Origin of the sequence: Amycolatopsis rhabdoformis (genome assembly GCF_035918295.1) — a bacterium.
GTDB classification, from domain to species: Bacteria; Actinomycetota; Actinomycetes; order Mycobacteriales; family Pseudonocardiaceae; genus Amycolatopsis; species Amycolatopsis rhabdoformis.
In genome coordinates, this window is record NZ_CP142149.1 from 4,310,337 (window position 1) to 4,323,856 (window position 13,520).

Below are 13,520 nucleotides of genomic sequence, written 5' to 3' on the forward strand. Positions count from 1 at the left end.
GGCAACGGAAAAGCCCGGGCCCCTCGCGAGGGGCCCGGGCTTTTCCTCGCGCCGCGCGGGAAAGCTCAGCCCTCGTCGGCCGCCGAGCGCTCACGGCCGGCGCTGAGCAGGAGGTCCTGGTGCAGTTCCATCCAGATGTCGTGGTAGGAATCGGCCATCGGCCGCGCGAACGCGGCGGAATCCCCCGCGCGCACCCGCTCCAGCGCGCCGGCGAGGCGCCCCGGGTAGGTGCCGAACCGGCCGGCCGCCACGCTGAGCGTGTCCACCAGGCCCGTCACCTTCGTGTGCACCTCGGCCAACGCCTCGACCACGCCGGCGTCGTACCCGGCGTCGGTGTGGTCGTTCGGCTCGCCCGAAGGCCGCAGCTGCCAGGCCGAGCACACGCGCTTGAACTCGCCGTTCACCGGCAGGAACGCCTCGTAGGCCGCCGAAAGCGCCTCGGCGGAACCCTCGACGTCGGCCGCGAGCAGATCCGGGTGCGCCGCGCGGCCGGCCGGCGTCGGCATCGTGCCGGCCAGGCGTCCTTCGCGGCGCACCGCCAGCCCTTCCTCGACCAGCGCGGCGACCTCGGCGGTCACCTCGGGCTCGGGCAGCCCCGTGATCGCCCGCAGCACGGGGTCACTGGCCAGGCCTTTCACGCGCAGCGCGTGGAGCACGAGGAACCGCGCTCGGGTGGAGGTCGTCATGGGTCATGCTCCTTCGCCGGACACACCGGATACACCGGACAGAAAACGGTCACGCAGCAGGGTTTTGTTCAGCTTGCCGGTCGGCAGCCGCGGCAGGCTCGTCACGAACTCCACACGCCGCGGCGCCTTGAACCCGGCCAGCCGCGCGCGGCAGTACTCGATCAGCTCGGCTCCGCTCACCTCGCCGGCCGGCTCGACCACCGCGGTCACGCCCTCGCCGAACTCGGGGTCCGGCAGGCCGATCACGGCGGCGTCGGCCACCGCGGGGTGCGTGAGCAGCGTGTCCTCGACCTCGGCGGGGTACACGTTCACCCCGCCGGAGATGATCGTGTGGCCCTCGCGGCCCACGAGGTAGAGGAAGCCGTCCTCGTCGAGCCGGCCGAGGTCGCCGACGCTGCGCAGGTCCGCGCCCGCGTCGCCGGCGTTGCGGTAGGCCGAGCCGCCCGGCGCGAACCACACCTTCCCGACGGTGCCCGGCGGCACTTCGCGCCCGGCGTCGTCGGTCACGTGCACGCTGCCGGACAGCGGTTTTCCGACCGTGCCCGGGTGCGCCAGCGCGTCGTGCGGGCCGACGTAGGTGTGGCCGTAGCCCTCCGAAGCGCCGTAGTACTCGTGCAGGATCGGCCCCCACCAGTCCATGATCGCCGTCTTCACCTCGGGCGGGCACGGCGCGCCCGAGGTGAACGCCACGCGGTGGCTGCTCAGGTCGTGGCGCGCGCGGGCTTCGGGCGGAAGGCGCAGCAACCGCAGCAGCATCGTGGGCACCCACTGCGAGTGCGTGACGCCGTGCGCGGCGATCGCCGCGAGCGAGGCTTGGGCGTCGAAGCGGTCGAGGCACACCACGGTGCCGCCGAGCGACAGCGTGATGAGCTGGAAGGTGAACGGCGCGGCGTGGTAGTTCGGTGCCGGCGACAGGAACACCGTGTCCGCCGCCAGCTCCAGCTTCGCCGCGAGCCCGGCGTGGCGCGCCGGGGCGTCGGCCGGGTGCACGCCGAGCAGCTGCTGGCGGAACGCCTTGGGCCGCCCGGTGCTGCCGCCGCTGTAGAGCACCCGCGCGCCGAGCAGCTCGTCGTCGATCGGGGTCTCGGGCCGGCCGGCCAGGGCGTCGCCGAGGAACTCGAGCTCGCCGCCGGCGTCGGCCGACAGCAGCAGTGCCGGCTTCGCGACGTCACGCAGCGCTTCGGCGACCACGTCGGCACAGCGGGCGCTGGTCACGATGGCGCACGAGCCACCGTCGCCCACCGCCTCGGCGAGCAGCGGGCCGAGCTCGCCGCTGCGCAGGTGCCAGTTCACCGGCGTCACGTAGAGTCCGGAGCGCATGCCCGCGGCGACGAGCACCGGCCACTCCAACCGGTTTTCGAGCACGAGCAGCAGCGTGCCACCGGGGCCGATCCCCCGCTCGCGCAGCAGGTGCGCGACCTGGTTGGACCGGGCCTCGAGCTCGGCGTACGTGAGGCTCTCGCCGCTCGGCGCCATCACGTAGGCGCGGGCGCCGGGCCGCTCGCGCGCGATCGGGGCGGGGTACACGGCATCGACCTCCCTCTCGGTTTGTTTGTGAATCGTAAGTCACGAACGAAGCTCGCCGCAACGCTTGTCGTTGGCCCTTCCGTTCTCCGACGCGATGTGCTGTAGTGATTGAGCGTTCGCAATCCAGCAGTGCGACGACAAGCCTGCGCGACAGAAGGGACAGCGGTGTCCGAACAGACGTCCGGCGCGACAGCCGTCGACCTCATGGATCTCGACCTGTTCGCCTCGGGCTCCGACCACGAGGCGTTCCGCGAGCTGCGTGAGCACGACCCGCTGCACTGGAACGACGAGCCCGGCGGCCGCGGGTTCTGGTCGGTGACCCGGTACGCCGACATCAAGACCATCGCCGCCGACCACGAGAACTTCTCCTCCGCCGAAGGGACCCAGATCCCGGACCGCCGCGCCGAGGGGCACGGCGAACCCAGCATCCACAACATGGACCCGCCGCGCCACGGGGCGCTGCGCAAGCTGGTGGTGCCGCACGTGCGGCCCGCGAAGGTCCGGCCGCTGGAAGGCGAGATCACCGCGGTGATCGACGGGCTGCTCGACTCCGCGCTCGACGGCGGCGGCACGTTCGACTTCGTGCACACGATCGCCGCGCAGCTGCCGTTGCTGATGATCGGCCGGCTGCTCGGCGCCCCGCCCGAGGCGTGCCCGCACATGCAGCGCTGGACCAACCAGATGGCGTCGGACGACCCCGAATACAGCTCCGGCCCCGAGACCGCCGCGAAGGCGCGCGACGAGATCTTCGCCTTCTTCCACGAGCTGGAGGCGCAGCGGCGCGAGAACCCGGCCGAGGACCTGGTGAGCGTGCTGGCCCACGCCGCGCCGGGCGGCGAGCCGCTCAACCGCGGCCAGCTCGACGCGTACTACCTGCTGCTCATGGTCGCGGGCAACGAGACCACGCGCAACCTGCTCACGGGCGGGATGATCGCGTTCGGCGCGTTCCCCGACCAGTGGGCGGCGCTGCGGGCCGACGCCGACCGGATCCCGGGCGCGGTGGAGGAGATGGTGCGCTGGGTTTCGCCGGTGCTGTGCATGCGGCGCACCGCGACGCGCGACGTCGAGCTGCACGGCCGCACGATCGAGGCCGGGCAGAAAGTGGTGCTGTGGTTCGCCTCCGGCAACCGCGACGAGACGGTGTTCACCGCACCGGACGAGTTCCGCGCCGAGCGCACGCCCAACGAGCACCTCGGGTTCGGCTGGGGCGTGCACGCGTGCCTCGGCGCGCATCTCGCGCGACTGGAGGCGCAGCTGTTCCTGCGCCGGCTGCGGGAGCGCGAACTGCGGGTCGACGTGCTCGCCCCGCCGGAACGCTTGCGCAGCAACTTCTTCCGCGGCGTGAAGCGGCTGCCGGTGCGGCTGGTGAGCGACCGTGGCTGAACCGTGGCTGGGGCGCGCGGCCTGCCTCGTCGGCGGTGAGTGGCGGACGCCGGACGGCCCCGCCATCCCCGTGGTCGACCCGTACACCGAGCAGCCGATCGGCGAAACGGCCGAAGCCGGCACCGCGCTCACCGCCGAGGCCGTGTCCGCGGCCGTGGCGGCGGGGCCGGCGTGGGAGCGCACGAGCCCGGCCGATCGCGCGGACCTGCTCGACCGGCTGGCCACGGTCCTGGAGGCCCGCTCGGGCGAGCTGTCGGCGCTGATCACGCGCGAGATGGGCATGCCCGCCACGCTGGCAGCGGCGAGCCAGGGCGACCTGCCGCCGCGCGTGCTGCGCGCGTTCGCCGCGGCCGCGCGGGCCTTCCCGTGGACCGAGAAGATCGACGGCGCGAGCCTGCACCGTGGGCCGCTCGGCGTGGTCGGCGCGATCACGCCGTGGAACATGCCCGCGCACCAGATCATCGCGAAGGTGGGCGCCGCGCTGGCGGCCGGCAACACCGTGGTGCTCAAGCCGAGCGAGGCGACGCCGTTCGACGCGAACCTGATCGCGGCCGCCGCGCTCGAAGCCGGCTTCCCCCGCGGTGTGTTCGAGGTCGTGCACGGCACCGGGCCGGTGACCGGTCAGGCCCTCGTGGCCGATCCGCGCGTGGCGCACGTGTCGTTCACCGGCAGTGTCGCGGCCGGGCAGGCGGTGGCCGCGCTGGCCGCCGGGCACACCGCGTCGACCACGCTGGAGCTGGGCGGCAAGTCGGCCGCCGTGCTGCTGCCCGACGCGGACCTCCCGCGCGCCGTGGTGGCCGCGGTGAAGAGCGGCCTGGTGAATTCAGGCCAGGCGTGCAACGCGACCACGCGGATCGTGGTGCCGCACACCGCGCTCGCCGACGTCGCGACCCTCGTCGCCGACGCCCTCGACACCCTGGTCGCCGGCGACCCGCGCGACCCGGCCACCACGTTCGGGCCGCTGGCCTCGGCCCGCCAGCGCGACCGCGTACGCCACCTGCTCGACACCGCCGGCGACGACCGCGCGGTCGTGCCGCGCCGGCTCGCCCTGCCGGAGCAGGGGTTCTTCGTCGGCCCACGTGTCCACTTCGGACTCGACGCCCGGCATCCGCTGGTGCGCCAGGAGGTGTTCGGTCCCGTGCTGGTCGTGCAGTCCTATCCCGACGAAGCCGGCGCCACGGCTGTCGCGAACGACAGCGACTTCGGCCTGTCCGCCGAGGTCTGGTCCGCCGACCCCGACCGCGCCGAGGCGTTCGCCCGGACCCTGCACGTGGGCCAGGTGAAGATCAACGGCGTGCGCACGCGCGAACGCCCTGGCGTGCCCTTCGGCGGCCGCAAGGCTTCCGGCTACGGCCGGGAGCTGGGCGCCGAAGGCATCGCCGATCTGACCGCGGTGCAGGCGGTGCTGCGATGAGCCGCGTTCTCGTCACTGGCGCCGCTTCGGGCGTCGGGCTCGCGCTGGCACGCCGGCTGACCGATCAGGGTGTCGCGGTGATCGGCGTCGACCGGGCCGAGATCCCGGTGCCCCTCGCCCAGACGGTGCGGCTGGACCTCACCGACTTCGCCGCCGTGCGGGAAACCGCCGCGACCATCACCGAGCCGCTGGACGGCATCGCCAACGTCGCCGGGGTGCCCGGCACCGCGCCGGCCGCGACGGTGCTCGGCGTGAACGTGGTGGGCACCCGGGTGCTCACCGAGGCACTGCTGCCGCGGCTGGCCGAAGGCGGTGCCGTGGTCACGGTGGCGTCCATCGCCGCGCACCGCAACACGTTGGCGCCCGAAGCGCTCGCCCAGCTGTGCACTGTGGACAGTGCGGCCGGGCTGTCCGCTTGGCTGGAGGAGTTCCCGCTGTCGGGCTCCGAGGCGTACAACACGTCGAAGGCCGCGCTCGTCGCCTGGAGTGCGCGGCTCGCGGCGCGGCTGCTGCCCCGCGCGCGGGCGGTGAGCGTGAGCCCCGGGCCGGTCTGCACGCCGATCCTGGCGGATTTCCGCACGTCGATGGGCGCCGAGTCGATCGATCGCGCCGGCGCGCTGGTCGGGCGGCACGCCGAGCCCGGCGAGGTCGCCGCGGCGGCCGCGTTCCTGCTCGGCCCGGGCGCGTCGTGGGTCAACGGCATCGACCTGCCCGTCGAGGGCGGTCTCGCCGCCGCCCGAGCACACCTGACCGAGTCAGCCGAAAGGACCACCCGGTGACCACCACGGCGCCCCCCGAGCCGGCCGAGACCGTGCTCCCGCTCGACGGCACCCGGCCGCTGGGCCGCGACCTCGTGGGCGGCAAGGCCCACAGCCTCAACCGGATGCGGTCGCTCGGCCTGCCGGTGCCGCCGGCGTTCGCGATCACCGTGGACGTCTGCTCGGCCTACCACGCCGGCGGCACGCTGCCCGACGCCGTGTGGGCGCAGGTGCTCGACCACCTCGCGCGGCTCGAAGAGCGCACCGGCCGCAAGTTCGGCGGACCGGGCTGGCCGCTGCTGGTCTCCGTGCGCTCCGGCGCCGCCCGCAGCATGCCCGGGATGATGGACACCGTCCTCAACCTCGGGCTCACGCGGGAGCTGCGCGAAGCGCTGGCCGAGCTCTCCGGCGACCCGGCGTGGGCGGCCGACACCTGGGAGCGGTTCGAGCGGTCCTACACCGGCATCGTCGGCGGCCCACCGCCCGCCGAGCCGCTCGACCAGCTGCGCGCGGCGATCGGCGCGGTGTTCCGCTCGTGGTTCTCGCCGCGCGCGGTGAGCTACCGCGAGCACCACGGCATCACCGGCCTCGGCGGCACGGCCGTGACCGTGCAGGCCATGGCGTTCGGCAACCGCGACGCCGAATCCGGCACCGGCGTGCTGTTCAGCCGCGACCCCGGCACCGGCGAGCCCGGCGTGTACGGCGAATGGCTGGCCCGCGCGCAGGGTGAGGACGTGGTGTCCGGCGAACGCACGCCGGCCCGGCTCGACGAGCTGGCGCGCACGCAGCCCGGCAACCACCAGGAGCTGCTGCGCCTGGCCGAGGTGCTGGAGCGCGAATACCGGGACATGGTCGACGTGGAGTTCACGATCGAGTCGGGCACGCTCTACGTGCTGCAGGCGCGCGCCGGCAAACGCACCCCGGGCGCGGCGGCGCGCATCGCCGTGGACCTCGTGGACGAGGGCCTGATCGACGCCCCCGAGGCACTCGAGCGCGTGACCCCGGCCCAGGCCACGCAGCTGCTGGAGACGGCGGCCGCGGCCGAGGGCGTCGAGCTGGCCCGCGGCACCGGGGTGGGCTCCGGGCTCGGCGTGGGCCGGGTCGTGACCGATCCCGACGAAGCGCTCGACGCCGCGGACGAAGGGGCTGCGGTGGTGCTGGTGCGGCCGTTCACCTCGCCGGAGGACGTGCCGGCGATGTTCGCCGCGGCCGCCGTGGTGACCGAACACGGCGGCTCGACCTCGCACGCGGCGCTCGTGTGCCGCGAGGCCGGCATCCCGTGTGTGGTCGGCTGCGGCGACGGCACGGTCGAGGCGCTGCGCGGCCGGCTGGTGACCGTGGACGGCACCACCGGCGCCGTGCTCGACGGCGACCGCACCGGCGGCAGCGTCGGTGTCGTCGGCGGACCCGCGGCGACGCTCACGCAGTGGGCCGCCGCGCACACCGGCCGCGACGGCGCGCTGCCCGAGCTGCTCGCGCTGGTGCACGGTAGGTTCGGCGGACTCGGATGACCGGTTGGGTGAGCAGATGAGCAGTTCCACACAGGAGACGACCGGCGAGGACCGGGCGGAGGCCGCGCGCGTGCGCGTCCGCGAGCTGATCGCCGCGCTCCAGCCCGACGCCGTGGACAAGCGGCCCAACAAACGCGGCGCGCAGACCCGCGACAAGCTCGTGCAGGCGGCCACGGCGTGCTTCTCGGAGTACGGCTACACCCGCACGCGCGTCTCGGACATCACCAACCGCGCCGACACCGCGCAGGGCAACTTCTACCGCCACTTCACCAGCCTCGACGACATCTTCCTCGCCGCGCTGCAACCGGCGCTGGAAGAACTCGCCGCGGCGTCGGCCACCGCGCCCCGCTCCGGCGACGAGCAGCACCACCTCGTCGACCAGACCGTCGCGTACCTCCACTCGTACGCCCGCAACCGCCACCTGCTGCGCGTGATGCGCGAGGCCGCGGCGGCGAGTGAGAACGAGGGCTTTCTGCGCCTGTGGCTGCAAGTGCGCTCCGGGTTCGTGCACCGCACCGAACGCTGGCTGCGCCGACTGCACGAAAGCGGCGTGATCGGCGTGACGGACTACGAACTGCACGCGGAAGCACTGGGGTCGCTGATCGAGCAGATGGCGTACGTCCACATCGGACTCCTGCCGGTGACGCCGCGGCCGGAACGCATCCAGGACCTGGGTTCGGTGATCGGCCAGATCTGGTACCGGTCGCTGCCGTTCGTGTAACCGGTTTGTGGTCCTACGCCGCCGGTGGCTCCTTCAGGACGAGGATGATGCGGCGCAACGGCCGGCGGGCGATGGCGCCGAGGCGGGTGCCGTCGGTGGTGGCGTTGTGGAGGAGGGCGGCTTCGGCGGTGGCGAGGGCCGGGGGGTCGGGCGTGCCGGTGAGGGTGGCTTCGACGGCGTCGGCCAGCGGAGTGGCCACTTCGGTCGTGTCGGTGGGTTCGCCGCGGGCCGCGAACTCGGCGGTGTCCTCGAAGTGGATGCGCACGAGGGTGCCGATGTCGGCGGCGGTGCGGGCGAGCGGGGCCAGCGGTGCGAGGCGGGCGGGTTCGGTGCGTCGCCACACCGGGTGGCCGCGCACGGCCTTGGTGGCGGCCGCGAGTTTGCGGGGCAGCTCCCGGGCGCGGGTCTCCACGGCGCGCACGGCTTCCTCGTCGGCCGGGGCGCGCAGGTTGCGCGCCAGGTCGGCCGCGGTGGCGTTCAGCTCGGCCACGAACGCGCGCGCCGGGTTCGTGGGCAGCAGCAGGGGCGCGAGCACCACGGTCACGACCGCGCCGACGGCCGTCTGCCACAGGCGGAAAACCGCGTAGGAGTCCGGGTCGGTGTTGGCGAACACCAGCAGCGCCGACACGGCGACCTGGATGTTGAGCGTGCCGCCGATGCGCAGCACGATCCCCACGGCCAGCGCGAGGGCGAGCACCACCGCCAGCGCCAGGGTGGACGGGTGCAGCACCCGCAGCACCGCGATCCCCAGTGCCAGCCCGGACACCACGCCGGCCAGCCGCGCCAGCGACACGTTGAGCGTCGTGTACGGATCGTTGCGCAGCGACACCAGCGGCACGACCACCGCGAACACCGGCGGCTGCCGCGCCCCGAGCCACACGCACACCTGCCACGCCACGGCCGCCGTCACCACGATCCGCACCGCGAACGGCCCCTCCGCCCGCACCAACTCCCGGACGCGCCCTCCGCTGCTCGCCATCCCCTCATCCTCGGACGCCGGGCTTCCGTCCAGCAACCCCACCCCGGCGCGGCCCAGACAACCCACCCGCCGGCGATCCGTCCAAACCACACCGACCCCGGCCCGGATCACGCAACCCACCCCGCCGGCGAGCGCCCGCCCACCCAGCCGGCACCGGGATCCGTCGAGAGAACACCAACCCAACCCAACCCGACCCAGCCAGGCGACCCACCAGCGAGATCGCGCCGGCTTCCGGATCGGGCGGTCCGATCGGCCCCCGGCCGATCTCGACCGCCCGATCCGGAAGCCGGCATGAAGGCGATCTCGCACGCCCCGCCGAAGGCCGGGCCAAAAACACAGTCCTGCCGAAGGCGGGGCAGAAACTACTGCGAAAACCCCAAGAACTGCTGTTGTTCGCGGTCGTACCTCTGAGTCAGCCCGTTGCCGTAGCGGTCCCACCAGTTCTGGGTGTGGCCGCCCTGCGTGGTGGTCGTCCCGCCGTAGATCTGGTGGTCGTATTCGAGGCGGGCGTCGTGGAAGTCCTGTTGGAACTGTTCGGGGGTGAGGCCCTGGATGTGCTGCACGGCGGCCGGGTCGAGGGTGCCGGCGCTGCGGACGAGGTCGGCGCCGCCCATGTGGTTGAGGATGGCGCGGACGCCGCCCGCGCCGCGCATGTGGGCGCCGGACATCACGGCGGCCTGGGTGCCGGCGTCGGTGAAGTCGAGGGCGCCCGCCTGGCGCGCGTTGGCGGTCATGAGGCCGGCGACCACGGCGTGTTCTTCGGGGCTGCCGATGCCGTACTGGTTGCGGGCGGCCATGATCTGGTCGTAGCCGTTGTGCATGTTCTGGCGGAAGCCGTAGGCCTCGGGCACGCCGCCCTGCTCACCGGTCGCGCCTTCCGAGCGCATGATCGAGTCGACGACGCGGTCGTCCAGAACCGTGGCACCACCCGAAGCCGCGCCACCCGAAGCGGCAGCACCCCCGCCGGCAGCACCGGCCGCCGGCTGGGCCTGCGTACCTCCGCCGAGTCCTTGCGCCACCGCCTGGTCCGCGTCGTGGTACCCCTGCACCGCCGACTGGACCTTGCCGCTCACCTCGCCGATCAGGCTCACGAACTTGCCGAGCGAGGACACCAGCTGCGACTGCAACGCCGAGTTCGCCGCGGCGACCCCGCTGCCGATGCCGGCGAAGGAGAGCGCGTCGATCACGAGTGACTCGAGGTCACGCGTCGAGGACAACGCCGAAGAGCCCAAGCTCTCGACATTCGACACGATCGACTGCACCTCGGGCGAGCTCACCCGGTAACTTCCCGCTGTCATGCCTGCTCCGTCCCGCTCGGCTGCTGTGCCGTCGACAATTCCCCACCGACCGCGCCGGCCACACGGCCGAATTACCCACTCACCGACCCCGCCGGAATCGAATCGCCTCCGGGCGGGTATGTGTGGCGCATGGAGGCCGACGAAACCCGGCACGAGCGGGTCGACCAGGAGATCGAGCGGCTGGACGAGCGGCTGTGGTCGATCGCCCGCGCGCTGCACGCCGCGCCGGAGCCGGCGAACGCCGAGCACGAAGCCGTCCGCACGCTCACCGGCGAGCTGGCCGGGGCCGGATTCACCGTGACGCGAGACGTCGCCGGCCTGCCCACCGCGTTCACCGCGCGCCACGGCGAAGGCCGGCCGTGCGTGGCACTGCTGCTGGAGTACGACGCGGTCGCCGGCCTCGGCCACGCGAGCGGCCGGAACCTGGTCGCCGCGGCCGGGCTCGGGGCGGCGCTCGCCGCGCGGGCGGTGGCCGGCGACGAGCGCGGCTCGATCCTCGTGGTCGGCTGCCCCGCCGCGGAACCGGCCACCGGCAAGGTGACGCTCGCCAACGCCGGCGTGTTCGACGACGTCGACGCCGCCCTCGTGTTCCACCCCGGCACGCATTCCTGGACCTGGGCGCCGCTCACCGCCCGCACCGAGGTGCGCGTGATCGTGCACGGCCGCGCCGCGCACCCCACCGCCGAGCCCCGCCTCGGCGTGGACGCGGTGGCCGCGCTCGTGCAGACCTTCACCGCCGTCGCCGCTCTGCAGGCGCGCCTGCCGGCGGGCACGCACGTGCAGGGGATCATCACCCGCGGCGGCGAGTCCACCGACGTGGTGCCCGGCGTCGCCGAGGCCCGGTTCGGCCTGTCCGCCCCGACCACGGCGGCGCTGGACGAGCTCGTGTCCGGCGTGACCGCGTGCGCCGAAGGCTCGGCGCTGGCCACCGTCGCGAAGGCCGAGACCGACCGCCTCGGCCCCGGCTGCGCCCACTTCCGCGACAACCCGGTGCTCTCGGCGCGGTTCACCCGCCACCTCACCGCGCGCGGCATCCACGCGACGCCGCCGGACCCCGGGGTGTTCCCCGGCTCGTCCGACGTCGGCGACGTGAGCCTGCTCGTACCCACGATCCACCCGTTCGTCGCGATCCTCGACCCCGGCCACGCCGAGCGCACGCCGGAGTTCACCGCCGCCGCCGCGTCACCCCGCGCCCGCGCCGTGCTGCTCGCCGCCGCCGCGGCGCTGGGCCGGACCACCGTCGACCTGCTCGCCCACCAGGCCCTGGTCAGCCAGGCCTGGGACCTCTTCTCCGACCAATGCCGCACCGAGCAGACCCGCACCGGCTGAAGCCCCGGAAAGGACCGCCATGCGCACCTTCGGGATCGAAGAGGAGTTCCTGGTCGTCGACGACCAGGGTCGTCCCGCGCACGCGGCCGGCGCGGTCCTCGACTCCGCGGACGACAGCACACCCGGCGATCTGCAGCACGAGCTCACCCGCTCCCAGGCCGAAACCGCCACCGGCATCTGCGAAACCCCCGCCGAAGCGATCGAGCAGCTGCGGGCGATGCGCGCCTCGCTCGCCGACGCGGCCGGGCGGCGCGGCCTGCGGATCCTCCCCTGCGCCGCCCCGCCGGTCGCCTCCACCGACCTGCCCGCCATCACCCCGCACCCGCGCTACGAGCGGATGGCCGCGCACTTCGGCGCCACCGCACGCACCACGCTCACCTGCGGCTGCCACGTGCACGTGGCCATCCCCGACGCCGAGACGGCCACCCGCGTGCTCGGCCACGTGCGGCCGTGGCTGCCGGCGCTGCTCACGATCACGGCCAACTCGGCGATCGCCGACGGCCTCGACACCGGCTACGCCAGCTGGCGCCAGCAGCAGTGGACCCGCTGGCCCTCGGCCGGCCCGCCGCCCCGGTTCGCCTCGCACGCGGACTACGAAGGCGTGGTCGACGCGTGGCTTCGCGCCGGCGCGATCCTCGACCGCGGCATGGTCTATTGGGACGTCCGTCTGTCCGACGAGCAGCCCACGATCGAGTTCCGCGTGGCCGACGTCGCCGCCACGCCCGAAGAGGCCACGCTGCTCGCCGTGCTGTGCCGCGCGCTCGTGACCACCGTTCTCGACGCCGGCGAGCCCCCGCACCTGTCCAACGAGGTGCTGCGCGGCCGGCTCTGGCGCGCCGCCCGCGAAGGCGTGACCGGCCACTGCCCCGACCCCACCACCGGCGATCCCCGGCCCACCGCCGAAGTCCTCGCCCGCCTGGCCGCGTTCTGCGGCCCCGCTCTCACCGCCACCGGCGACACCGCCCTCGTCGAAACGGGCCTGGCCCGCCTCACCCACGACGGCGGCGGCGCCGACCGCCAGCGCCGCCTTTTCACCACCCGCTGCCGCGCCACCGATGTAGTCGACCACTTCGCCGTGTGCCCTGGCGGCACAAGACCGGCGACGTAACCGCGGCTCGACAGCGCGGAGCCCGGACAAGGCCGTTACTATGAGTGGTCAGCTTTTTAAAGCCCCGCGCCCCAGTCCCCGGCATTACACGAAAGGCAGCGACATGCCTGTCGAGCCCCGGCACGCCGGTCCGGTGCGGGTGCTGCTCGTGGAAGACCACGACATGGTGGCGCAGGCACTCGAGCTCGCGCTGCAACGATCTCCTGCGCTTTCCGTGGTGGGGCGCGCGCGTTCGCGTGAGGCGGCGACGGCCGACACGGCCCGGCTGCGGCCCGACGTGGTGGTGCTGGACCGGCGGCTGCCCGACGGCGACGCGGTGGCCGTGATCGGCGATCTCGCCGCGCTGGGCTCGCGGGTGCTGGTGATCACCGGCGACGCGACCGCGGCCGTGGCCGCGCGGGTGGCCGAGGCCGGCGGCCGGGGGCTGCTGCTCAAGTCGGCGCCGCTCGACCAGCTCGAGTCGGCCGTGCAGCGGGTCGCCGAAGGGGAGGTCGTGTTCGACGCGGCTCTCCTGCCCGGGGTGCTCGACCGGCTCACCGGCCGCGCCCGCGGCAACGGTTCGACGCTGACCGCGCGGGAGCGCGAGACGCTGCAACTGCTCGCCGAGGGCGCGAGCACCGAGGAGATCGGCGACCGCCTCGGCGTCACCCGCAACACCACGCGCAACCACGTGCAGCGGGTGCTCGAGAAGCTCGGCGCGCGCTCGAAGCTCGAAGCGGTCGCCCTCGCGCGGCGCGAGGGCCTGCTGGATTGATGCAGCTGCGTCAGGGCACGGAGATGATCTGCGTCTGCCGCGCCCGCGCCGG

General features: G+C 73.9%; 12 protein-coding genes. 8 read left to right on the plus strand and 4 right to left on the minus strand.

From position 1 onward, the window contains the following. Positions 1-65: 65 nt before the first annotated feature. Together VSH64_RS19680 and VSH64_RS19685 are read right to left on the minus strand one after the other, a co-directional pair. Entirely contained in the window at positions 66-686 is a 621-nt protein-coding gene (locus tag VSH64_RS19680) for a MarR family transcriptional regulator (RefSeq protein ID WP_326837088.1), read from the minus strand. A gap of 3 nt (positions 687-689) precedes the next feature. Then, positions 690-2,213 (minus strand): AMP-binding protein, encoded by a 1,524-nt coding sequence (locus VSH64_RS19685; RefSeq protein ID WP_326837089.1) that lies wholly within the window; start codon positions 2,211-2,213, stop codon positions 690-692. A gap of 165 nt (positions 2,214-2,378) precedes the next feature. Here VSH64_RS19685 and VSH64_RS19690 point away from each other — a divergent pair, with 165 nt between their 5' ends. From VSH64_RS19690 to VSH64_RS19710, 5 genes are read left to right on the plus strand one after another with little or no spacing between them, the layout of a single operon-like run. Further along, on the plus strand, positions 2,379-3,596 hold the full coding sequence (locus VSH64_RS19690) for a cytochrome P450 (RefSeq protein ID WP_326837090.1): 1,218 nt from the start codon (positions 2,379-2,381) through the stop codon (positions 3,594-3,596). Next, positions 3,589-5,010 carry an aldehyde dehydrogenase family protein gene (locus tag VSH64_RS19695; RefSeq protein ID WP_326837091.1) on the plus strand — a complete coding sequence of 474 codons (1,422 nt, stop codon included), beginning with the start codon at positions 3,589-3,591 and terminating at the stop codon, positions 5,008-5,010. Before VSH64_RS19690 ends, VSH64_RS19695 begins: the two co-directional genes overlap by 8 nt. Then, a complete protein-coding gene (locus VSH64_RS19700; RefSeq protein ID WP_326837093.1) occupies positions 5,007-5,789 on the plus strand; it encodes an SDR family oxidoreductase in 783 nt (260 codons plus the stop codon). Before VSH64_RS19695 ends, VSH64_RS19700 begins: the two co-directional genes overlap by 4 nt. Beyond that, the gene (locus tag VSH64_RS19705) at positions 5,786-7,279 is read left to right on the plus strand and encodes a pyruvate, phosphate dikinase (protein WP_326837094.1); all 1,494 of its coding nucleotides are present in this window, start codon (positions 5,786-5,788) and stop codon (positions 7,277-7,279) included. The genes VSH64_RS19700 and VSH64_RS19705 overlap by 4 nt, the downstream gene beginning before the upstream one ends. 16 nt (positions 7,280-7,295) lie before the next feature. Continuing rightward, positions 7,296-8,000 carry a TetR/AcrR family transcriptional regulator gene (locus VSH64_RS19710; RefSeq protein ID WP_326837095.1) on the plus strand — a complete coding sequence of 235 codons (705 nt, stop codon included), beginning with the start codon at positions 7,296-7,298 and terminating at the stop codon, positions 7,998-8,000. Positions 8,001-8,013: 13 nt separating this feature from the next. Here VSH64_RS19710 and VSH64_RS19715 read toward each other — a convergent pair whose 3' ends face one another. Then, a complete protein-coding gene (locus VSH64_RS19715) occupies positions 8,014-8,979 on the minus strand; it encodes an FUSC family protein (RefSeq protein ID WP_326837096.1) in 966 nt (321 codons plus the stop codon). 362 nt (positions 8,980-9,341) lie between these two features. Further along, positions 9,342-10,277: a hypothetical protein gene (locus VSH64_RS19720; protein WP_326837097.1), complete on the minus strand. Its 936-nt coding sequence runs from the start codon at positions 10,275-10,277 to the stop codon at positions 9,342-9,344. Positions 10,278-10,406: 129 nt separating this feature from the next. Between VSH64_RS19720 and VSH64_RS19725 the strand changes: the two genes are divergently transcribed. From VSH64_RS19725 to VSH64_RS19735, 3 genes are all read left to right on the plus strand, one after another. Next, positions 10,407-11,606 (plus strand): peptidase dimerization domain-containing protein, encoded by a 1,200-nt coding sequence (locus tag VSH64_RS19725; RefSeq protein ID WP_326837098.1) that lies wholly within the window; start codon positions 10,407-10,409, stop codon positions 11,604-11,606. Positions 11,607-11,625: 19 nt separating this feature from the next. Continuing rightward, entirely contained in the window at positions 11,626-12,714 is a 1,089-nt protein-coding gene (locus VSH64_RS19730) for a carboxylate-amine ligase (RefSeq protein WP_326837099.1), read from the plus strand. A 103-nt stretch (positions 12,715-12,817) separates the two neighbouring features. Then, on the plus strand, positions 12,818-13,468 hold the full coding sequence (locus VSH64_RS19735; RefSeq protein ID WP_326837100.1) for a response regulator transcription factor: 651 nt from the start codon (positions 12,818-12,820) through the stop codon (positions 13,466-13,468). The last annotated feature ends 52 nt before the right edge of the window (positions 13,469-13,520 follow it).

Bases quoted from the DNA above. Each gene is read 5' to 3' on its own strand.
- VSH64_RS19680 (WP_326837088.1), bottom strand. From the start codon at position 686: ATGACGACCTCCACCCGAGCGCGGTTCCTCGTGCTCCACGCGCTGCGC.
- VSH64_RS19700 (WP_326837093.1), top strand. From the start codon at position 5,007: ATGAGCCGCGTTCTCGTCACTGGCGCCGCTTCGGGCGTCGGGCTCGCG.
- VSH64_RS19710 (WP_326837095.1), top strand. From the start codon at position 7,296: ATGAGCAGTTCCACACAGGAGACGACCGGCGAGGACCGGGCGGAGGCC.
- VSH64_RS19715 (WP_326837096.1), bottom strand. From the start codon at position 8,979: ATGGCGAGCAGCGGAGGGCGCGTCCGGGAGTTGGTGCGGGCGGAGGGG.
- VSH64_RS19720 (WP_326837097.1), bottom strand. From the start codon at position 10,277: ATGACAGCGGGAAGTTACCGGGTGAGCTCGCCCGAGGTGCAGTCGATC.
- VSH64_RS19725 (WP_326837098.1), top strand. From the start codon at position 10,407: ATGGAGGCCGACGAAACCCGGCACGAGCGGGTCGACCAGGAGATCGAG.
- VSH64_RS19730 (WP_326837099.1), top strand. From the start codon at position 11,626: ATGCGCACCTTCGGGATCGAAGAGGAGTTCCTGGTCGTCGACGACCAG.
- VSH64_RS19735 (WP_326837100.1), top strand. From the start codon at position 12,818: ATGCCTGTCGAGCCCCGGCACGCCGGTCCGGTGCGGGTGCTGCTCGTG.